The organism is Paracoccus sp. PAR01, from assembly GCF_014851995.1.
GTDB lineage: Bacteria > Pseudomonadota > Alphaproteobacteria > Rhodobacterales > Rhodobacteraceae > Paracoccus > Paracoccus litorisediminis.
In genome coordinates this window covers 1-20,129 of the sequence record NZ_JACVAW010000033.1, presented here as the reverse complement: position 1 = coordinate 20,129, position 20,129 = coordinate 1, and the positions used below count along the sequence as shown (strand labels likewise).

Annotated in this window: 19 protein-coding genes and 1 pseudogene; 11 read left to right on the top strand and 9 right to left on the bottom strand. The window is 60.5% G+C overall.

The window, feature by feature from the left end; translation table 11 throughout:
- Positions 1-97 (top strand): transposase domain-containing protein (locus IB235_RS25990; protein WP_192337168.1); only part of this gene is annotated, 97 nt, incomplete at its 5' end.
- 240 nt (positions 98-337) lie between these two features.
- Here IB235_RS25990 and IB235_RS23155 read toward each other — a convergent pair.
- From IB235_RS23155 to IB235_RS23135, 5 genes are all read right to left on the bottom strand, one after another.
- Positions 338-1,912: a thermonuclease family protein gene (locus IB235_RS23155; protein ID WP_192338737.1), complete on the bottom strand. Its 1,575-nt coding sequence runs from the start codon at positions 1,910-1,912 to the stop codon at positions 338-340.
- Positions 1,913-1,948: 36 nt separating this feature from the next.
- On the bottom strand, positions 1,949-3,166 hold the full coding sequence (locus IB235_RS23150) for a hypothetical protein (protein ID WP_192338736.1): 1,218 nt from the start codon (positions 3,164-3,166) through the stop codon (positions 1,949-1,951).
- A complete protein-coding gene (locus IB235_RS23145) occupies positions 3,166-3,975 on the bottom strand; it encodes a hypothetical protein (protein ID WP_192338735.1) in 810 nt (269 codons plus the stop codon). The genes IB235_RS23150 and IB235_RS23145 overlap by 1 nt, the downstream gene beginning before the upstream one ends.
- A 29-nt stretch (positions 3,976-4,004) precedes the next feature.
- Positions 4,005-5,414, bottom strand: a complete 1,410-nt coding sequence (locus IB235_RS23140; protein ID WP_192338734.1) for a hypothetical protein — start codon at positions 5,412-5,414, stop codon at positions 4,005-4,007.
- A gap of 1,109 nt (positions 5,415-6,523) precedes the next feature.
- Complete coding sequence (locus IB235_RS23135) at positions 6,524-6,805, bottom strand: hypothetical protein (protein WP_192338733.1); 282 nt, start codon at positions 6,803-6,805, stop codon at positions 6,524-6,526.
- Positions 6,806-6,980: 175 nt separating this feature from the next.
- Here IB235_RS23135 and IB235_RS23130 point away from each other — a divergent pair, with 175 nt between their 5' ends.
- The 7 genes and pseudogenes from IB235_RS23130 (at position 6,981) to IB235_RS23105 (ending at position 14,318) form a co-directional block, all read left to right on the top strand.
- Positions 6,981-7,661 carry a hypothetical protein gene (locus IB235_RS23130; RefSeq protein ID WP_192338732.1) on the top strand — a complete coding sequence of 227 codons (681 nt, stop codon included), beginning with the start codon at positions 6,981-6,983 and terminating at the stop codon, positions 7,659-7,661.
- Positions 7,658-9,802: a DDE-type integrase/transposase/recombinase gene (locus IB235_RS23125; protein WP_192338731.1), complete on the top strand. Its 2,145-nt coding sequence runs from the start codon at positions 7,658-7,660 to the stop codon at positions 9,800-9,802. Before IB235_RS23130 ends, IB235_RS23125 begins: the two co-directional genes overlap by 4 nt.
- A 2-nt stretch (positions 9,803-9,804) precedes the next feature.
- Positions 9,805-10,764 (top strand): TniB family NTP-binding protein, encoded by a 960-nt coding sequence (locus tag IB235_RS23120; protein ID WP_192338730.1) that lies wholly within the window; start codon positions 9,805-9,807, stop codon positions 10,762-10,764.
- 2 nt (positions 10,765-10,766) lie between these two features.
- Entirely contained in the window at positions 10,767-12,278 is a 1,512-nt protein-coding gene (locus IB235_RS23115; RefSeq protein ID WP_192338729.1) for a TniQ family protein, read from the top strand.
- Between the two features lie 465 nt (positions 12,279-12,743).
- Complete coding sequence (locus tag IB235_RS23110) at positions 12,744-13,832, top strand: AAA family ATPase (RefSeq protein WP_192338728.1); 1,089 nt, start codon at positions 12,744-12,746, stop codon at positions 13,830-13,832.
- A gap of 29 nt (positions 13,833-13,861) precedes the next feature.
- Positions 13,862-14,017 (top strand): annotated as a pseudogene (locus tag IB235_RS25985) (DUF6634 family protein); the annotation flags it as partial.
- Between the two features lie 85 nt (positions 14,018-14,102).
- The gene (locus IB235_RS23105; protein WP_192338727.1) at positions 14,103-14,318 is read left to right on the top strand and encodes a hypothetical protein; all 216 of its coding nucleotides are present in this window, start codon (positions 14,103-14,105) and stop codon (positions 14,316-14,318) included.
- Between the two features lie 543 nt (positions 14,319-14,861).
- On the opposite strand, the gene IB235_RS23100 is transcribed toward IB235_RS23105, so the two are convergent.
- Positions 14,862-15,299 carry a hypothetical protein gene (locus IB235_RS23100; protein ID WP_192338726.1) on the bottom strand — a complete coding sequence of 146 codons (438 nt, stop codon included), beginning with the start codon at positions 15,297-15,299 and terminating at the stop codon, positions 14,862-14,864.
- A gap of 224 nt (positions 15,300-15,523) precedes the next feature.
- Complete coding sequence (locus tag IB235_RS25655) at positions 15,524-15,652, bottom strand: hypothetical protein (RefSeq protein WP_255524421.1); 129 nt, start codon at positions 15,650-15,652, stop codon at positions 15,524-15,526.
- A 200-nt stretch (positions 15,653-15,852) separates the two neighbouring features.
- On the opposite strand from IB235_RS25655, the gene IB235_RS23095 reads away from it, so the two are divergent.
- Both IB235_RS23095 and IB235_RS23090 read left to right on the top strand, forming a co-directional pair.
- Positions 15,853-16,263 carry a CopG family transcriptional regulator gene (locus tag IB235_RS23095; RefSeq protein WP_192338725.1) on the top strand — a complete coding sequence of 137 codons (411 nt, stop codon included), beginning with the start codon at positions 15,853-15,855 and terminating at the stop codon, positions 16,261-16,263.
- 25 nt (positions 16,264-16,288) lie between these two features.
- Positions 16,289-17,350 (top strand): PHB depolymerase family esterase, encoded by a 1,062-nt coding sequence (locus tag IB235_RS23090; RefSeq protein ID WP_192338724.1) that lies wholly within the window; start codon positions 16,289-16,291, stop codon positions 17,348-17,350.
- A gap of 315 nt (positions 17,351-17,665) precedes the next feature.
- On the opposite strand, the gene IB235_RS25980 is transcribed toward IB235_RS23090, so the two are convergent.
- Positions 17,666-18,109 (bottom strand): Hint domain-containing protein, encoded by a 444-nt coding sequence (locus tag IB235_RS25980; protein ID WP_192338723.1) that lies wholly within the window; start codon positions 18,107-18,109, stop codon positions 17,666-17,668.
- 699 nt (positions 18,110-18,808) lie between these two features.
- On the opposite strand from IB235_RS25980, the gene IB235_RS23080 reads away from it, so the two are divergent.
- Positions 18,809-19,651, top strand: a complete 843-nt coding sequence (locus IB235_RS23080; protein ID WP_225612573.1) for a bifunctional 2-polyprenyl-6-hydroxyphenol methylase/3-demethylubiquinol 3-O-methyltransferase UbiG — start codon at positions 18,809-18,811, stop codon at positions 19,649-19,651.
- Between the two features lie 367 nt (positions 19,652-20,018).
- On the opposite strand, the gene IB235_RS23075 is transcribed toward IB235_RS23080, so the two are convergent.
- On the bottom strand, positions 20,019-20,129 hold a 111-nt coding region (locus tag IB235_RS23075), incomplete at its 5' end, for a transposase domain-containing protein (protein ID WP_192336841.1).

Here is a 20,129-nt window from a genome sequence, read left to right as displayed (position 1 = left end):
CGCCTACCTTAAGGCCACGCTCACCGCCATCGCCAACGGTCATCCGCAAAGCCGCCTCGACGACCTGCTGCCATGGAGCTTCAAGCCGTCAAGCTAAGACGACCGTGATGACCTGCGAACGCTTACGTTTGATTGGGGTGAGTTGAACGATGAGGAGGCCGAGTCCAGCGTTTTCGCCGAGTATGAAACCCGCATCGCCGCGCTCGAGCAGAAGGTGGGTTGAACCGCCCCGAGTTTCTCAGACGCCTTCACATTTCATCATTTGCCGCCGTTCGAACTCGGCGGGCTCGTGAACTGGAGATACTAGGCGGCGTATCGTCATCTATACGCCCTGACGCTAGTTCAGTTTCCTGAACTCGTGAGGCATCTCGAAATCTCCCGACCAGAGTCCGAGCTTTGCAGCTCGGGCCGCCTCGCCTTGAACTCGGTAGGAATCGGAATATTGCAGATAGGGAACGGCCATACCCATAGCGACAAGCTGCAACCCAAGATCACGTCCTCCAGCGCGGCAAATCCCGACCGCGCGGCCATAGCGGTCAGTGTCGGTCTGATCGCAAGTGACGCCGCTGTTCCCTATCAGATCGACAAGAGCATCGCGCGCTGCCGCGCCGCAGGCAAAACCGGAGCCATCAGCCTTGCGGCAGGACTGCTTTATTTCCGGGGCATCGATGCCGAGGATGCGCCAGCGCTGGTCACCGATCGCGAGCGTGTCGCCATCGATGACCCGGGCCGCGTGTCCATCATGCCCGGGCACAACCGACGAGAGTATAGGCGCCGCACGGCGCGGCGGGTGGATGGCCTCGCCGACGACTGCACTCTCCGCTGCAGCCTCAACGCGCAAGGCGGGCTTCTCATTGCCAAGCAGCCGTGCGCCTCCCGCGCCGGTCGCCCCGAGGTCCTCGCGGATATCCTCGATCAGCTGCTCCCGGTTCATCTCCATCGAGAACATGACCCGACGCGAGGCGTCCTTGTCCTCACTTCCCTCGGCGTTGCGCACAAGACGTGCCGAGGAGTAGCCCGTCGAGGAGAGGTGATCGCGTGCCCAAGCGAGGATCGCTGGATCCTTCAGGCCGCCCAGACAAGTTTTGAGCGCATTCTGGGCGCGCTCCTGCGACAAACCGAGATTATAGAGGTAGGCTTGCTCGGGTGTCTGCTTGCCCATGCCTTCCGACGAGGCGTGCCCCTCGATCTTCAGATCGGAAATATCCATGCCCGAGCCCTGAAGGGTGCGGATCCAGGGCGTGCAGAACTCACGTAGGAACGTCGGATTGCGTATCTGGGAGCTGCCGACATCGAAGAGGATGTTCTGTGGCAGCGTGATCGTGCCATCCGCCGCAATCGCGCCGCCGGCGGCGCGGATTTTCTCGCCAAGCTCGGCATCGAGCATGCCCACCACGCGTTCCTGCTCCGCAGCAGCCGCCGCCAGGCGTTTGTTGACCTGGGCAAGCCCGTCTTCCGGGCTCATCGCTTCCTGCAGCGCGGCGCGAAGCCGCATATCCGGTGTGATCTCGACGGCATCCGCAAGGGTAAGTTTGGTGTCGGGCGAGAGCTCGACTGCACCCTTCAGCAGCCGTTGCAGGTCCTCCTCACGCATGAAGCGGCTGTAATTCGCGGTATCGGCAATGGCGGCACTGTCACCCGGCTTTAGCCCGGCCTCGCGCAGCTCCTTCGCCATCTCATAGGTGCCGTCGGCAAGTCCGGCGATCACCTCCTTTTTTTGGGCATCGCTCATGTCACCGAGAATCCTGGCCGCCTCGAGGCTCTTTTTCTCGGCATCCGCCTGCCACCAGGTGAAGAGGAGGAGAAGGACGAAAGTGAGCAGGATGAAGGCCTCGGCGACGGTCAGCCCCATGATAGCGCCCCGCTTGTAATCGCGGCTCGACCCCATCGCATCGTTCTGTCTCAGCGCCATTTTCAAATCCTACTCGTAAACAACCAGGTGCGGCACTCAGCCAGGTGCGGGCGTTCCCATGGCTACATCTTCCGCAGCCGCGGCGGAATTCGCGACGGCGCGTTCGAGCCGCGCGCAAGCCTCCTCGATCCCGGCACCAACCTTTTCGCTGGCGACCTTGAGGGTCGCAGTCGAACCGGTCAGCCCTTCCTCGAAGCGGCGGGCCGCATCCTGTATAGTAGCGCCGGCGCCGCCTGCAGCCTCTCCAAAGGTGACCGCGCTGACTTCGACCATTTTCCGGGCGTCGGAGATGGCCGTGGCGAGACCATCCGAGCCCCCCATCAGCTGCCCGGCTAAAGCCTCGGAAAGCTCGCGCGCCTTGCGCTCGGCCGCCATGAGCCTCGTCACCGTGAGCTCGGAGCTCTCCGCCAGCGTCTCGGAGGCAAATTTGAGCCGCTCGAAACCTTCCGTCACATCCGCAGCCGTGTTGCGACCCGCTTCCGCGATTTCCCCGGTGATCCCGGACATCTGCCGCATGACCGAGCGGATTTCCTCGGCTGCCTTGGCGCTGACCTCGGCCACGGCCTTGGTGATCTCCGAGAATGCCGCCTCCGTCTGGGCCTTGATACTCTCTCGCAAGGCCGGGCCAAACTCGGTCGCCGATTTCAGCAGTTCGGCCTGCATCTCGACCATCATGGCCTCGGAAGCCGTGCGCATGCGGGCCTCACGCTCACTCGCCTGCTGCAGGCTCTCGGTCGAGAAGCTCTTCACCTTGTCCAAGCTGATCCCGAGCTCGCTGCGGAAGCGGCGCGCGGATTCATCCAGCTCTAACCTGACCCTGCGCTCCCTCGCCTCCACATCGACCTTCAGCTGAAGCATCAGAACGCGGAGGAAGACGCCGACGATGGTCGAGGAGAGAGCGACACCGAAGCCGGAGATGATCTCCGGAATGAGTCGCGCCGTCTCCGAGCCGGCCTCGATGACGAAGTAGAGCGTCACCGCGAGAGATGTCAGGGTAAAGAGGAAGCCCAGGTAATAGGCGTTGTCGCCGATCGTCTCGGAGTCCATTCGTAGTGGCGTCGCGACCCAAGTGACGATCGCATAGGCGAAGAGCACCGCGGCGGCAAATCCTGCCGAGACCAGCGGATGCGCACCGCCGAGCTTCAGGGCGATGCCGCCGATGGTGCCTACGAGGAAAGCCAGCATGAGAGGCAGGGCTTCCAACATGGGATGCCCGCTCGCGCCGTAGATTCGATCACTCCTGCGCCGTGCCATCAGAGATCTCCCAGCCGCTTGTAGGCGGGCTTATGCGAGCCCTGCCGTTCGAAATACCTGAGCCAGAAATCCTCGAGCACCACTGGGTCGCGAACCCCCTCAAGGGGGCGAGGCACCTGATAGATCGCGACCTCGGCCTCGGTCAGGGTCGATCCCAAGCGCTGATAACCTGGAGACTTCCGGAAACTGTCCCAATTCCCACCGCGGTAGAAACTCAACGCCTCGCTATTCTGCAGCAGGTCGGAGACAAGCACGATTCGGCGCGGCCCCTCGAAGGTAACAAAGCCCGGTGTGTCGGCAACGAGCGACTGGAGGCTTTCCATGATGGGAGAGTGCTTTGCGGCCGTCGCCGTCGTGAGCTCCCGAATATTGGCCTCGAGGGGTTTAAGGAAGAGTTCGTCGTAGCGCCGTCCGATCAGCTCGGGGTTCTGGGTGAGCGAACTGGCACTGGCCTTGTCCTGAGGCTTGCAGAGCGCGGGCGTGGCGTGGAAGTTGGCCAAATCCTCACTAACTACTCCCATGGTGAACTGGGTGCCGCGCGGTGCGTCGTCCACCTCCTTTTCGAGCCAGGCAAGCAATTGCGAGGCTTGCGCATGCGAAAGCGGATCCGTCAGGTCCATGAGGATGGCTGTCATCCCAGCCGGTCCCGCTTCCGGGCAGAGCGTCTCCGGATCGAGCGCCGAAGCACGTGCTGTTCGGTTTGACCACCAGAAGAGCCCGCCGACACCGACGACCATGACAGCAGCAAGCGCCACCAGCAGGATGGTTTTCCCGCTCCCCGCGCCGCCGCCCCTGCGGCTGCGCGGCACAGCGCGATATCTCGTTCTTCGCCGCGACATCACGCTACCTGCCTCAGGTGGTCGCCCCGCTGGATATCCTCGGGAAGCCGGAACTCGCGTATCGCGGCATTGTAGGTCTCGAAGATCCCCTTGATGGCGGCGTCGACGGTTTCGCTCACCCGGTCAGCCTCGGCCTCGGCCGTGCGCTTGCGCCCATCCTCGACCTTGGTCGGCACGAAAGGGGTGAATGTATTTGGAAGCGCGAATGAGGGCGGTTCGGCCTCGCTTCGCGAGGATCGGTTCGCATCGCGGTAGATAGCGAGGAGATGGGCGAGCTTGGAATCGCATTGATCGAGGAAAGCCTGAAGGTGGGAATTGAGTGCGGTCTGGCCGAACAGGGCATCGATCGCCTCGGAAATTCCCTCCCTGACTTGGCGGTCCGCATCGCGGAGCTCATCAATGGCGAGGTCGCGCTTTTCGGTCAGTTCGCCAATCGCGCGGCTCAGGTCACGCTCATGCTCGGCGCGGGCTTGGTCGAGTTCCATCTCGACATGGGCATAGCCGGGGAAGGGATCGCGCGCATGCATGCCTTTCATGAAGGCCAGAATGGAGATGAGGAGACCAATGCCGACCAGAATCCAGCTGTCCATGCTGGAAAGGCCGAGAGGACTCGCCAAGAAAGCGGGAACCGCCCCTTTTACCGCATCCATCCACGCGATGCCTTGATCGATCAGGTCCCTGAAATGGGCGATCATGAAGTTGAAGGCGGCCGCGAAGGCAATCCAGGCGAGGATTGACGCCGTGCCGAGCATCTTCCGCACCGGATGGGTATGGTGGATATTGCAGGCGAACGTGCCGAGCAGCGTGCTGAAGCCGACATTGAGGACGGAGAAGATGACCGCGGTCAGCAGCCCGCCGAGGAGGCCCTGCTCGTTGCCGCGGGAGAACATCACGGCATTCATTCCGCCTTCGATGACAACAAAGATGATGATCAGCGCGATAAAACGCGTCCATCCCTCGAATTGCTTCGCCGGCCGGTCGAGCTTGTGTTTTGCGCGGAAGGACTTGCGATGGGCATAAGTCTCGTTAAGCCGCTCGATCGAGCGGGTCATGGCAGCCTTCCAACCATGGACCGCCGTCGCGAAATCGCCCTGGGCCGTGCCCGCGACGATATCGACCTCCTTGCGGAACTCATTGGCGCGTGAAAGCCGCTCGTTATAGGTTTTTTGGTTCCTCTCGAAATTCTCCAACCCCTGACGGCGCGAGTTTCCGATGCGGTCGCGGATGGCTTCCTCGATATGATCGGGATTCGTCGCGCTGGCTGGCGGCTGGTTGCGCTTCCCACGATCCTTCCCCTCCGCCTCGAGCTTCAACTCACGCGAGATCTTGGCCTCATCGATCTCGGGAAAGACGGAAAGGGAGTTGATAAGGTCGTCGGAACGGAACATCGACTTCAGGCGCTCGAGCATCGCAAACCAAACAGTTTAGGGGCAATATTCCCTTATAACGCGAGCACCGCCCGGCGCACATCCCGCTAAGGCCTATCTAATTGGACATATTAGCATTCATAGAGACGTCGAGCAGGTGGGTTTAGCAGATCACCATCTCAGATTGTTATGGTTTTACAGTCAGTTGGTCACCGCTTCGCATGAGGGGATCGAGCGCAAGTCCGCGCGGGTCGATGACACCGGAGAGCATCGTGTCCCTGCTTGCGCATGAGTTCGCTCGAGACCTACTCGTTCGCAGCTCGACCGGGCTGCATGAGGGTCGATGGCGGCAGGTTTCCTTGCTGCCATCGGCTGTCAACAAGCCCGCGATAGCGGCGGCCAGCAGTGCATCGGGGCGCAGACCGCCATAGTCGAGGTTCATCAGCGAAGTGTCGCCCCGCCGGCGCAGCCAGTCGAACAGCGATCATTTCTGCGAGACGTCCAACCCCACATCTGCTGCATTGTCATGTCCTCCAGTATTAGCGGGACGAGTGTGCCACCATTTCAGGGTGTATGATAAGACCTTATATTTCTACAGTGCTCCCCTACACCGGTTTTTAGATTAGCGTTGCTGCCTTTGCCCGGGATTGGCGGGCCGACCCGCAACGCTAGCAGCAGACCACGGGGCTGCACCTTGGTGCCGCCGGCCATCCGTGCTGGTGAAGCCTTCCAGTTCGATTGGAGAGAGGACTACGCGTTGCTGGGCAGAGAATGCGACCCCGCCGCGGTTCGTCCACGATCACCGCGTAGTCTCTGACGTCAACTCCCGCACATCCGGAAGATGAAAATCTTCTCTCCACGCTATTTTGAGGCTTGTCAGCATTTTGCGATTTTCCATATACTTCTCGTATGGTTATGAACTCGCGCCCCAATTCGATCTACAGACCGCTCGCAGCAGGGCATGATCGCATTGACGCAACAGCCCTCCCCGGCCGAATCGGCACGGCGCAGATGGCCCCTGAGTCGATCATCACCAAAGGTTTTGCGACGAAATCCCGCGCGAAACCCGCTTTCTTCAACTCGCTCATAACCCGCTAACCCGTCTTTTCGCATCTTGTCGTCAGACAGGTGCGTCGCGGACGGCTGCGCGGTCATTGCTGGTTTTTCCTTTTGGGTGAACCAGATCCGTGCATGTCGCCAATAGGCATGCGGACGAGGAACTGAAGCCAGTTTGAATTCTCGCAGCAAGGTAATGATTTAAAAAGACTTCTTTCAATTTCTGGCGCGGTGACATATTCACTGCCCCCCACGAAAACGGTGAAGGAGAAATCATCTTGAAGAGCTAAAAACAAAAACGCCCGACCTGCGTCAACAGATCGAGCGTCTTCAGAGGCAGACCGAAATCCGCCAGTCGTATGGTTTTTGCTTAGCATTCCCCCTCAGGGAACTCAAGCATTAGGTCTGAACTCTCGCAATCCATGAGCCGACGCGCAGCGACGCCTGCAAACCCGCCTTCTCCGGGCTGACTTCGCATGCCTTGCGCCGCGGCAACGCCATTCTCTTCGCCCATTCCGGGGCGAGGACGGAAACCTATTGTCGAGAAAAAGAATGCTTGAAGACAAAAACGGCTTCGCGCTGCTGCACGAACCGAGTGTGAACGATCGCCGCCCGTCGACCGCCTCGAAAGGCCGCTGCACAGGACATATTATTGTCGGACCTTGTCCGGGACGTGTCCTCTACTTCGAAAGCCGTCTGGAGCAGAACTGGGCGCTTTGCCTCGACGCGCATCCGATGACGACCGTGCTGCGCGAACAGGTCGCATTCAAGTGGCAGAACAGTTCGAAAAAGAAACCGTCGACCCATTTTTTTGACCTCTTCGTCGAACAGACGGATGGCCGACGCATCGCCTATACCGTCAAGCCCGAAGCCCGGTTGAACGCCAAATTCATGGGAGAAATTGCCACCGTTGCCAGGCAGGCGAAGGAAGCCGGGTTCGTCGATGATGTCCGACTGCTCACCGATGTCGATCTTGACCCGGTCGAGCTTTCGAATGCGCGCTTGACCTACGCCATGCGCGTCCCGGACGCCGACGCGGATGAAGCGGCTACCGCCGTCATCGCCACCATGTCCGACGTCGCTTCCCTCGGGGATCTGACCACCCGCATCGAGCTTGGCGCCAGGGGCTATCGCGCCCTGATCCGGATGGTCCGAAGTGGTCGGCTGCAGCCGACGCGCCACGAACACCTGACCCACGACACGATTGTTTTCGCCAAAGGAGCCGCCGCATGAACATCCATTTCGATACCACCCGCCACCACTATGCGTTCGGCATCCATGATCGGATCCTGATCGACAATCAGGCCTGGCGTCCGGTCAGCAGCAACGAGGTCGGCTGGGTCATGTCCCGCCCCGACGAAGCTGGGATCTGCCAGCAGTTCACCCATGTCGAATTGAGCCAACTCGGTGCCTCGAGACGCATCCAGACCGAACGTAACTTCTTCACGGCCAAATCCGCGCGTCGCCGCCTGGACGAGACCAATACGCAAATTTCGCTTCTGACCGATAGGCAACGGGAGGCTCTGTTCGCGCGTCAGATTTGGGTCAAGGCCTACCACGAGTTGGAACTCGAGAAGAAGATCAAGCGCACTGATGACTCGATCGGTGCCAATCTGGGCGGCCTCACGCTTCGAGCGTTGAAACATGCTGACTTCCTGAAGGGGCAGAACCTGTCCCATGCCTCCGCCGGTTTCCAGTTCCGGAAGGCCCCAAGCCCCAGATCACTGCGCAAATGGCTGAAAGACTACGAGGACGATGGTCTTGCAGGTCTGGTTGATCGGGCGCATCAGCGCGGCAACCGGACGTCGGTCATGTGCCTGACGGCAGTGGCTCTGATGATGGGCGAGGTGCGTGGCTATCTCCATCCCGAACGTCCCACGATGGTAACGATTTTCGCGAGGATGCAGGAAGCCTTCGTCAAAGCCAACGCCGAGCGTGAATTGGCGGGCTTGCCTGCCCTCCGGGTGCCGAGCCGCGAGACCGTGCGCAGGGCCATCAATGGTCTGGATCCGTTCCAAGTTGAGTTTCACCGCAAAGGTGCGGCAGCAGCGCGCAAGAAGTTCGCACCGGTGGGCAAGGGGATGATGTTGACCCGCCCGCTGCAGCGGGTCGAGATCGACGAATGGGACGTCGATATCCTCTCGCTGCTGGCCAACGCAGACCTGCTGAAGTGGTTTTCCGAGGACGAACGAAAAAAGCTGGGCCTGACCGGCAAGACCGTGCGCTGGAAGCTCACCGTGGCGATCTGCGCGACGACGCGTTGCATCCTTGCCATGGTCATGACCCCGACCGCGAAGGCGACTGCGGCGGTTCAGGCGATCAAGATGATCCTGTCGGACAAGGGTGCACTATCCACGGTCGTGAAGGCACACGGGGCTTGGCACATGCATGGTCTGCCTGAAGAGATCGTCACGGATTGCGGTTCCGCCTTCAGGTCGGAGGCGTTCCAGACCGTCTGTGCGGATCTTGGCATCTCGGCTTTGCGGACCATTGCCGGCTTCCCAGAGCTGAGGGGGCGCATCGAGCGTCTGTTCAAGACGATCTCGATCAACCTCTTGCCTGAACTCGCGTCCCGCACGTTTTCCGGCATCGCCGAGAAAGGCGACAGCGATCCGGCGAAGCGCGCCTGCCTGACCGAGAACGACCTCGCGTTCGTGCTGGTCCGGTGGGTTGTCGATATCTACCACAATACCGAACATGAGGGGCTTGGTGGAGAGACGCCGGCAAAGTGCTGGGAACGCTTGACGGCCCAGTTCGGCGTCACGCCGCCGCCGGACACCCGCACCACCCGTCGCATTTTTGGGGAAAAGCTCAAGCGTAAGATGGATAAGAGCGGTATCAGGGTTCTCGGCGCACAGTATCACTCCCCCGCTCTGGCAGAGCATATGCTGCGTCGCCGCGACCGCGACATCGAGGTCCGGTGGTTGCCCAATGACCTCGGTGAAATCGAGGTCCGGATCGACCGGGACTGGATGACCGTTCCTGCCGTCATGGAGGAGCTGCATGGGGTCAGCGCAGAGCTATGGATGGCGGCGGTTCGCGAGGTTCGGGCCACCGATCCGGAACGGAAACGCCATGACAAAAAGGTAATGCTGGCGGCCATGTGTGACATTCGCGCGCGGTCCCAGGACGCGCAAGCGGCCATGGGCTTGCTTGTCGATGACTGGTCCGATGACCGCATGCGCCGGGAGGAGCAGAAACTGATGATCGGGTTCGAGGTCGGCCCGGTAAAGGCGGCGAGCCCTAAGCCGGAAGATGGCGGCATCGGACGATCGATCTTGACCGATCATGGCGATATCGGCACTGACCGCGCTCGCGTCTCTGCGGCCCGGAGCAAGCCCATGGCCAACAGCAATTTCGGGCTGGAGGATTGAGAATGAGCGATCACGCCAAGAACGCACGCATCATGGAAGCTTTGCGCGCCAAGCATGTTCGCGCCCCTCGGGATGCGCAATTCGCAGCCCAACTCGAACGCCTTTTGCGCCGCGACAGCGCCGGAAATCTGACTGCGGAGGCGGTCAGGTTCTCGGCCACCTCCGAGACGCGTGGCATCCTCGTGGTCGACGGGCCCGGCGGGGGCAAATCCACGATGGTCGCGCGTCACCTTTCCAGGCTCCCTGCCCTGCAGACCGGACCTCAGGGCATCCCGGCCTGGCTGGGGGTAAGCGTGCCCAGCCCCGCGACCTTCAAGAGCATGGGGTTCGAGATCCTGCGGCGCAGCGGCTATCCCAACGTCTCAGAACGCAGGGAGGCCTGGAGCGTCTGGGATCAGGTCAGGTCGCGTCTGAAAATGCTTGGTATTTCGGTGCTCTGGATCGACGAGGCCCATGACCTGTTCTGCAAGGACAGTGGCATGATCCTGCGGGCGCTCAAGTCGCTGATGCAGGGGGATGAGGCCGTCATCGTCATTCTTTCCGGAACCGAACGTCTGAGCGAAGTCATCCGATCGGATGCGCAGGTGCAGCGTCGCTTTTCCACGATGCCGCTCTGTCCCGTCGCGGCGGCGACCGACGGCGAAGATTTCGAAAATCTCATCGGGGCCTATTGCGAATTGGCCGAACTGAAGCCGGAACTGTCCTCGGACCTTGTCGCGCGCCTCTTCCACGGATCGCGCTATCGGTTTGGCCGTAGCATCGAGACAATTCTCAATGCCATCGAGGCGGCCCTTGGCAGTGGCGCCGATAGCCTGACCAACGACCATTTTGCGCAGGTCTGGGCCATGCTGGAAGGCTGCGCACCGGGCTGGAATGTCTTTCTCGCCGATGACTGGGCAAAGATCGATCCGGACCATGACGTCGAACAGGCGGCCGTTCAACGCCATGTGCGGAGGCGCTGAAGATGGCGAAGCTTTTCCCGCATTTTCCGTTCCAGGGTGACGAGACGCCGGTCTCCTGGGCCGCGCGCATGTCTTCGCTGCATGGTTCGTCCAGCCTCAGGTCGTTCTTGGCGGATCAGGGTGTCAGCCCTTCGGATCTGCTGCATGGTCGGCAGGCGGTCATCGAGCGGCTCTGCGACATCGGGGGCCAGGATCCAGCGCCGGTCTGGCGCAACACCGCCTCTTCGAAGGGACGCGAGAGCTTCCGGCTCCGTGGAGAGATCGTTCCGGCTTCGATGTTGTCGCGCGAGGAAACCCGGTTCTGCCCGCTCTGCCTGCATGAGGATGACGCAGGCGGCACCAATCCCGGCAGCCTGCGCCGCGATCGCCTGATCTGGAGCCTTCGCGTCGTGACCACCTGCCCCGTTCATCATCTGCCGCTGATCTATCGCGGGCGTGAGCACCGGGAAAACATGCTGCACAAATTGATCCTGCACGTTCCTGAACGTGGCGGCGAGCTTCTGGCTTTGGCGGCAGATACCTCGCGTCGCGAAGCCTCCCCCTTGCAGTCTTATGTGCTGGGCCGATTGGATGGCCATAGGGGTCTGAATTGGCTCGATGGCCAGACGCTTGAGCAAGCGGTCAAGGCGACACAGATGCTGGGCTTGGTCATGGCCTTCGGCACCGCCGTCAACCTCGGCTCGGTCGATCGCGACGGCTGGGATCTAGCCGGGCGCGCGGGATGGGAGTGGGTAGCGCAAGGTGTGCGCGGCCTAAGTGCCGCGTTTCGGGAACTGCAGGCATCCGCGTTCGCGCGGGGTCAGGGTGGCCAGAACTATTTCACCGTGTTCGGCCAACTCCATCGCTGGCTGCTGGAGCCCGGTGATCGCAGCGATCACGGTCCGATCAAGCAGGTGCTGCGGGATTATATTCTGCAAAACATGGATGTCTGCATTGGGCGCAACTTACTTGGCGAACCTGTGGAACGACGTTCCAAATACTCGGTGCAGTCCCTCGCACTCGAGACCGGGTTGCACCGTCAGACCCTGTGCAAAGTCCTGATTGAACGTGACCTGATCGCGGCGTCAGATGCGGACAAGCCCTATTCCATCCTGCTGGTCGATGCCGAAAAGGGGCGCGAAGCAGCCGCCGCACTGAGCCACGCCGTCCCGTTTGTCAAATTGCCGACCCTGCTGAATGCGACACGGCCGATCGTCACCTGTCTGATTGATCTTGGGCTGCTTACCCCGCTCCACCGGTCCGTTGGAGAGAATACACGTGACAAGTGCGGCTTCGATGCGCGCGAAATCGAGCAGTTGATGGACCGCATCCATGCTCTGGCCCCGGAAATGACCGACCTGCCGCCCGACTGGGTAAATCTCACGCAATGCACAAAGCGCGCGAGCACCCCGATGCGGCAGCTGCTGCAGATGATCCTGCAGAGTGGCATCAGGAAGATCGGACGCGCCAGAGGCGAATCCGGCTTCAACGCTTTGCGGTTCGATATCGAAGAGATTCGCCTGCGGGCATCCTGATCCGCTGACGATCCCCTGAACTTCACCGATGGCTGCCTCTGGCGGCCTTTTTTCTTGATGTTTCGATGGCAGCTTTATGCGTGTTTAATGGCAACCTTTTCCGCCAAAGCTCACATTGCCCCCCACGAATTGCTGGACCTAACGGCAGTTTTACGTGTGTTTCCACAGATTTGTTCCGGCCACTATAAAACTGCCTTTCGGCCGGGTTTGCTTCCTTTTTGGCAACCATAAACCGCCATTGGAAAGCGCGTTCCAATCTTTTCGAAATAAATTCAAGGAACTGGCGACTTCTGCCAGAACACGAGCGGCGTAGCGGCGCCGCTCGTTGCCATTTTTGCGGTCCTATTGACCTCTGCGCCGCTCCACTTCATCCCCTTCGCCAACCCGGGCTTCTGATTTCAACACGCCGCCGACGGTCCGTCCGCTTGGCCATGCACCGTCGCGGCGATCGGTCAAGGAACCCTTATGACCCGCATTCCCTTCATCGAAGCCCGGTTCTTCGATCCTGATGAAAACCAACGCGCGATCGAGGACCGCCTGGTCACTAGACTGCGCAGGTTGCGCGTGACGGACCTCTCAGCCCCGATCCCGGAAAGCGACGAGGATGATGAGCATACGCCTTGCCTTCCCATTGCCCTGAGTGACCGCGAGCGGCGCAAGATCAGCCGCCGCGCCAGACGCCTGTTGGAACTGCGCGAGGCCGCCTCTGGGCTGAGCCACCTGCGACGCGACGACCGCGATCGACTAGAAGCGCTTCGCGACGGCGCGCGACTGATCCGGATCCCCAGCGAACATCGCGCCGACGAGTTGGCGGCCGCCCTGCACGCGGAAATGCCCTGGATGGCCCCCGCCACCGAGATCGTCTGGCAGGCGATGCGCCGCTCGGTCCGCGAAGGTTGGCCCGGTCTGCGCGTGCCACCCTTGTTGCTCGATGGCCCGCCGGGCATCGGCAAAAGCCACTTCGCCCGGCGACTTGGCGAGGTCCTGTCGGCTCCGACCTGCGTCATCGAGGCCACGGGCGAGAACTCTTCATTCGGCGTGGTCGGCTCGCAACGGGGCTGGGGCAGCGCCCATCCCGGCCGCCTCATTGCCACAATTCTGGAAAGCCGTGTGGCCAATTCGGTGATGGTGGTGGACGAGGTCGAAAAGGCCGGCCCGGTCACGTCGAACAAGGGCATGGCCTACGGCTTGGCCGAGGGCTTGCTGCCACTGCTTGAGCCGCTCACCGCCCGACGTTGGAGTTGCCCCTATTATCAAGTGCGGTTCGAGATGAGCTGGGTGATCTGGGTGCTGACCAGCAACGATTACCGCCTGCTGCCCGCGCCACTGTTGAGCCGCTGCCCACCAGTGAAGTTACGCAACCTGTCGCAGGCCGAACTGGCCGGTTTCGTTCGGCGCGAAGGCGTGCGTCGCAGGCTCTCCGAACCGGCAATCGAGGCGATCGCCGAGGTGCTGGCACAGCCCTCGATGCACAACCACCACCCTAATCTACGCACTGCGACCCGCATGCTGCAGCATGCGGCCGATCTCGAGAATGCGCCGCTGCTGCACTGATCCCTTTTTAGAAAAGAAGATATGCCACGATGAAACTCGATCCCTATCTGCATAACCGGTTCGATCGCCTGCTTGCCGCCATTGCCGCGGCCGAAGCCGGTCCGTCGGAAAGAGACCTCGTCACCGCTCCGATTATTGATTGCTGGCGCCCCCTCATGCCTGCCCCCCACAGCATGGTTCTCTGGGACAAGGTTATCTGCCGATGCGGCGCATTCGCCGGGCTCGAACCGATGGCGCCGCGATGGCTTATTTCTATATCTGGTTGTCATCATGGACTGGTTCACCCCCCAAGGTGCTGGCCTGGCGCATATCGAACAGGCTGGAGGCCGACTGTCTCGCGTCGAGGCGTTGAACGGGGCCATCCACCGCTATGCCGCGCCCAAGATCATGAACACCGACCAAGGTTCGCAGTTCACGTCCTTCGCCTGGACTGATCGGCTGAAGCGGGTCGGCACGCGGATGTCGAGGGATGGCAAGCGGCGCTGAATCGACAACGTCTAAATCGAGCGGCTGTAGCGGTCCCTGAAATATTAGCATCTATCTGCACGTCTGCGAGATCGGATCTCCGGCCATGTGTGCCATCAGCGGCTTGATTGTTCGGCCACTATCTCCGACCGATGGCGTTCGCAGCTTCACTCTACAAGCACCAGCGGCCCCACGCCGCCCATGGCGGGCAGCCGCCCGCCGTGGGCTATTGGAACAGCATCGAAACCGACCGGCAGGCGCAGGCAGTAGCTTAAATCACCCCAGAAACTGTCCATGGATCAAGGAGTAACTCAGAGACCTCGGCACAATGGTAGCGAAGAAAGCCAAACTTTGACCACTTTGAAGGCCGGATTAAGTTGGCTGTTTCGACAGGTCATTGACTAATCAGTCAACTTCCGCTCTCGAGTGAACTCCTACATAAAGGGATTGGGTCCTGCCGGCACAGGGTCCCCGATAACGAGTTAAATGTTAACTGTCTAAATTTGAAGAGAATTTGACAAGGGCCGGATGAGCGGTGACGCTCACTCGGCCCTTTCGTTGTCCTTAAGATCGCGAAGCCTGCAGGGAGGTAATCGGGATTGGCAGTGGTGCGACCGAGGGCACAAGGTCGCCATGAAGGCTACATATGATGAAGCCGAATTCACACTGACCGGAACCTAATGGCCAGGCACCAATCCACTCGAAGAGCTGCCCAGTGGCTTGGGCTTCTATCGCCAGCAGTGCGATCTGTATCCGAAGGCGGCTGGCAAATATGACGTCGCCATCGCAGAATTGGAACGCCTCTCCCGCGAACTCGGTCAGCGCAAGGGCAATGGTGAATAAGCCGCGACATAGGTCGCGGTTGTAGACCGTGCGACCGTCACAGTCATATTTCAATGCCACATAGTGCTCGATCCGGCCCGGCAGCAGCCTGTCGGGCGGGGTCAGCTTGATCCACAGCCGGATCTCATTGTCGCCGGTCTGGCGCGGGAGCTTGGCCATGTCAGTTATTTGCCCGCCAGGGGGGCCAACTGATGTGCCCGGAAAAGCCCGCTATGCCGTTCCTGTTGTCCGACGCAGATTCATGATCGACCTTGCGGCCATCCGCCTTGCCTCATCCGGCGCCACGCCAAGCGCCGAGCAATTCGTGAGAATTGCCCGTACGATCTGCGTCTCGCTGTCCACGAGGGCTGCGGGCTTCTCTGCCGGAGGCTCGTTGGATGCCGTCATCTGTTTTTTACTGCAACGGCATTGGCGACCTTGTCCTTGGTGCTTGGTGCGGCGGCGATCACCTTGGGTTTCACCGCCTTGGGCTTCTTCTCGTCGCGTTTTCGCTTGTCCATGCCCTTGGCCATTGGCCTGCTCCTCCAGCTGCCGCCGAAAGTCGACGGATTTGACAGACTAGACCTTTGCGCGAGGATAGATACCCGTTTTCTTCGATTTCGGATCTGCGAAACCCGGTGGCGAGACTGTTGCCCGGACGATGCAACGATTTCTCCTTGATTTCACCAAAATACCATCCATATACCATCCATATGGAAGGATATGCGCAATCATGGCATCCACGACGCCCACAAAGACTGCAGACAGCGAAAAGATCACCCTGAACCTGGGTTTTGTCGATCTGGGACGGATCGACCTTCTGGTGCAGGAGGGGTTCTATTCCAACCGCAGCGACTTCATCCGCACCGCGATCCGCAACCAGATCGACAGTCATGGCGAGATCGTGACCCGCTCGATCGCGCGCAACACCATGGATCTTGGGCTGCGCCATGTCAGTCGCGCCGAGCTTCAGGCGCTGCGAGACAAGGGAGAATTGTTGCATATCAGCGTCGTCGGCCTGGCACGGATTGCAGCCGATGTGACGCCCGAACTCGCCTCCGCAACCATTGGCTCGATCACCGTGCTGGGCGCGCTCCAGGCCAGTGACGACATCCGCAAAGCACTTGCCGACCGTATCCATTAGCCACCCTGAACCAAGGAACAGCAGCATGAAACCACTCGACCTCGGCGCGTTGCGTCGGGTGATTGCCGATGCCTGCCCCGGCAATGCCAACGATCTCGTGCGCCGCACCCTCGCGCGGCATGGTCTCGCCGCTGAGGGCAGCGGGACTGCGGCGGAGGATCCGCTGTCCGCGTTCTCCCGCTTACGGGAAAAACCAAGTACCACTCCAACCGCACGGCCGATACCGGGCGCGCGCTTCGATGCCCGATCCTTTACCTGCGCTGCAGGTGGGCGTGACTATCTGATCTATATCCCGGCCAGCGCCAAGGACGGTGCGACCGGGTTGATCATGATGCTGCATGGATGCACCCAGACACATGCTGATTTTGCAGTGGGAACTGGGATGAACACGCTGGCTGAGCAGCATCGGCTGATTGTCGTCTATCCGCAGCAATCGCGTGGCGACAACGCCCAATCCTGCTGGAACTGGTTCAGCCCCGGTGACCAGCGTCGCGGCAAGGGCGAGCCGGCGATCCTTGCCGGTCTGGCCACCGAGATTGCACGAAGCCACGACATTCCACCGTCGCGGACCTTCGTTGCCGGATTGTCGGCGGGGGCAGCAATGGCGGTGATCCTTGGTGAAACATATGCCGATGTCTTCGCCGCCGTGGGTTCGCATTCGGGACTGCCGTTGGGGATCGCAAGGGATGTCCCTTCTGCCTTTGCAGCCATGGCAGGTAGTGTGGGCAACGCCGCTCGCGGGGGTGATCGATGCCCGACGCCCACCATCATCTTTCAGGGCAGCGCGGATCACACCGTCCACGGCTCAAATGCGGATCGGATCGCAGCCGACATCATCGCCGCTGGACCCGAGCAGACGTTTCTGGACAGGATTTCGGACCAGACAAATGGCCGCAGCTTTGTCAGGGAAATCACAACAACCAGCGATGGCGCTATGCTGCTGGAGTATTGGCAGGTCGAGGGTCTTGGGCATGCCTGGTCCGGTGGGGAACCGGCCGGTTCCTACACCGATCCAAAAGGCCCCAATGCGAGCGCCGAGATGGTGCGCTTCTTTTTGAACTTGGGGGAAGAAAACGCAGGGTCGTAGGGACAGCAGTGCCGCCAGTTCATTTCCGCTGGCGGCGTGTGCTTTCCAGCACAGGCAGGATGCCCGGCTGTCAAAGCCGAATGCCACCCTTGACCGATTGCAAATGAAATGATGCCCCGCACAACCGGTGCCCATCGATGACCTATCTGCTGATCCCATCGTAGAGGCTCTTGCGGCTCTTCTCGTGGCGTCGCAGAGCCTCTCCATTCTCGTGCCGCTAGAATATCAGCCAAGCCCACGTCAGAGTGAGGTTCGGTATCTCGGTTTCTGGGAAAATCAGTGCAATCTCATGGCACTTCGTAGCCCTGTACGCCCTTAATGCCATCGGTCCTGCCAACATGACTTCAGTGCCCCGTTTGCCCAAACGTGCTGATCCAGGACGAAGTGGAAATATTCGATTTCAGGCACTGCCTCGACGGCGATGCCAGCATATCCGATCAGGTGCTTTGCCGGTACCATCACCTCCTCCTGGCCAACATTCGTCGAGCAATCGGTGAGGACAGCGCGCGGTGCTGGGCGGAGACGAGCAGATCCTGTTCCGGATACCCTTTTGCCCAGGGCACCTGCGGGAATTTCGATTGGTCGATGTTCACGGCGTAGGGGAAGAGCTACTCCTTCGAATTTGCGCGATCCGATCCATCGGATAGGCTGCGGGCCTAGCGTCTCAACGAGATCGCCTACCAGCAGATCTTCGACTTTCTGCAAGCCTGTAGCTATCAGAGCGCCACGAGTGAAGAGGACAACGGCATCGTCGAGCATAAGTTGGTTGTCCGTCCCAGTCGTATCAGTAATGGGCGCGCGGACCGCCCAAGCGACACGGCGGACAACTGCGCAGTTCGCGAGCTAGACGGCACGAAAACTATTCACCGGAGGTTCGATCTGCTGGTCGCACAGTACGGGTAGATCTGGCTCATCTGGATGCACAACTGTTCGCGCGGATGGGCGTACCCACCGGAGCGGTCCATACCATTGTATTTTCATTTGATCAGTTACGCACGTCATCGGTGATAGGAAGAATACCTTCTCTAGCCAAAAGGCATGCGATGCGGGCCGCAGAGACCGATCAACCCTTTAGATCAACGAGGCGGCTTTCCTGGAATTTCCGGCAGATAGGGCCCAAGCCCTCTCGCAGGCCTACGGGCTCGGAAGTCAATTCAAGAATACAAAGCTCTATCATCTGAACAACTCGGAATTATAGGGTGTTAGCTTTGGGCCTCGAAACAATGGCGCCCAGCCCTCTCGCCTATCCGGCACTGATCGCTTGAGCTGCTCGATCCACGGCCCATACCCGCTGGTCGATACCAACAAATGCTGCTTTGCAGCAATCGCCCGAGGTGGTCATTCAAAGCGACGCTGAATTTGACATCCGCGACTTGAAGGCTGATAGAGGCTGTATGGCCGAGAAGGATATCCACATTTTCGCCCGGTCGACCGGTATCCCGTTGGCGGGATCACGGGATGACGACCAAGTGGCCTGACCACAAAGATTGCCAGCCTTTGCCTCGCCCCTGCGACGAGGTTCTTTGGCAAACCAGCCTCGTCTTCCCGCTTTTTCTTCCGGAGATGAAGATGGCACAGAATATCTACGACAATCCCGATTTTTTTGCTGGCTACAGCCAGCTGCCTCGTCAGGTGCACGGACTGAACGGCGCCCCGGAATGGCCCGCCATTCGTGCCCTGCTGCCGGATGTTAAAGACCGGCGCGTGGCCGATCTTGGCTGCGGCTTCGGCTGGGCCTCGCGATGGTTCCGCGAGCAGGGCGCTGCCTCAGTCCTTGGGCTGGATCTGTCGCGGAACATGATCGAGCGTGCGCGGGCGGACACCGCGGATACGTCAATCGACTACCACATCGCCGATCTGGAGACCCTGGAACTGCCGCGTGCCGCGTTTGATCTTGTCTACAGTGCGCTGACATTCCACTATATTGAGGATTTCGGGCGGTTGGTTTCTATGATCCATAACGCGCTGACGTCCTGTGGTGATCTGGTCTTCACCATCGAACATCCGATCTTCATGGCTGCCGCACACCCACACTGGCTGCGGGACGAAGATGGGCGCAAGACCTGGCCGGTGAACGGCTACTCATCCGAGGGCGAGCGCCGCACCGACTGGTTCGCCAAAGGGGTGCTAAAGCAGCATCGGACGCTGGCTACGACACTCAATACGCTGATCAGCGCGGGCTTTACGCTGCGAAAAATCGGAGAGTTCGCACCCACCCCAGAGCAAATCGGGGCCATACCTTCGCTTGCCGAAGAGCTGGAGCGCCCGATGATGCTTCTGATTGCGGCGCGCAAGAACTGATACCGTTGCCATCCAATCCTTGATTGTCCTTAATGGGTTACGAATCTAGCCGCGGTGCCACACTGGCCTGCTGTCCGTCCAGCCATGCCGGCAGCGAGCGGCAGCCCATCACGATCGACCGACCTCTGCCCTTGCTGCGAGGCCGCGTTCCGGACATTCGCGCAAGTGTTTCTCGCCTTATCCTCTTCACCCATCGCTGTGCCTCCGCACCTCCCGCCACCAGTTCTTTCAGGCCGCTCTGCATCCCCAGTGCGGCGGACGGGACCGCAGGTGCCGCGGCTCCACCAACCGTCGGGGACTCCGCCTTCACCGGAACGGGGATCGTCGAAACGAACGCGCCACCACCTAGATGTAAGCGGTGTCCCGATCACACGGTGACTGCGTAATTCCACGGGAGCAGGTCTTGGATCTTGCTCTGTCTGTGGCCTTTGACGATGGCGGTGAGCGTGGCTGTCAGCCATGCGTGGGGATTGACGCC

Coding starts and splice junctions, on each gene's coding strand:
- IB235_RS23155 (WP_192338737.1), bottom strand. CDS start 1,912: ATGGCGCTGAGACAGAACGATGCGATGGGGTCGAGCCGCGATTACAAG.
- IB235_RS23150 (WP_192338736.1), bottom strand. CDS start 3,166: ATGGCACGGCGCAGGAGTGATCGAATCTACGGCGCGAGCGGGCATCCC.
- IB235_RS23140 (WP_192338734.1), bottom strand. CDS start 5,414: ATGCTCGAGCGCCTGAAGTCGATGTTCCGTTCCGACGACCTTATCAAC.
- IB235_RS23135 (WP_192338733.1), bottom strand. CDS start 6,805: ATGCTAAGCAAAAACCATACGACTGGCGGATTTCGGTCTGCCTCTGAA.
- IB235_RS23130 (WP_192338732.1), top strand. CDS start 6,981: ATGCTTGAAGACAAAAACGGCTTCGCGCTGCTGCACGAACCGAGTGTG.
- IB235_RS23125 (WP_192338731.1), top strand. CDS start 7,658: ATGAACATCCATTTCGATACCACCCGCCACCACTATGCGTTCGGCATC.
- IB235_RS23120 (WP_192338730.1), top strand. CDS start 9,805: ATGAGCGATCACGCCAAGAACGCACGCATCATGGAAGCTTTGCGCGCC.
- IB235_RS23115 (WP_192338729.1), top strand. CDS start 10,767: ATGGCGAAGCTTTTCCCGCATTTTCCGTTCCAGGGTGACGAGACGCCG.
- IB235_RS23110 (WP_192338728.1), top strand. CDS start 12,744: ATGACCCGCATTCCCTTCATCGAAGCCCGGTTCTTCGATCCTGATGAA.
- IB235_RS23105 (WP_192338727.1), top strand. CDS start 14,103: ATGGACTGGTTCACCCCCCAAGGTGCTGGCCTGGCGCATATCGAACAG.
- IB235_RS23100 (WP_192338726.1), bottom strand. CDS start 15,299: ATGGCCAAGCTCCCGCGCCAGACCGGCGACAATGAGATCCGGCTGTGG.
- IB235_RS25655 (WP_255524421.1), bottom strand. CDS start 15,652: ATGGCCAAGGGCATGGACAAGCGAAAACGCGACGAGAAGAAGCCCAAG.
- IB235_RS23095 (WP_192338725.1), top strand. CDS start 15,853: ATGGCATCCACGACGCCCACAAAGACTGCAGACAGCGAAAAGATCACC.
- IB235_RS23090 (WP_192338724.1), top strand. CDS start 16,289: ATGAAACCACTCGACCTCGGCGCGTTGCGTCGGGTGATTGCCGATGCC.
- IB235_RS25980 (WP_192338723.1), bottom strand. CDS start 18,109: ATGCTCGACGATGCCGTTGTCCTCTTCACTCGTGGCGCTCTGATAGCT.
- IB235_RS23080 (WP_225612573.1), top strand. CDS start 18,809: ATGACGACCAAGTGGCCTGACCACAAAGATTGCCAGCCTTTGCCTCGC.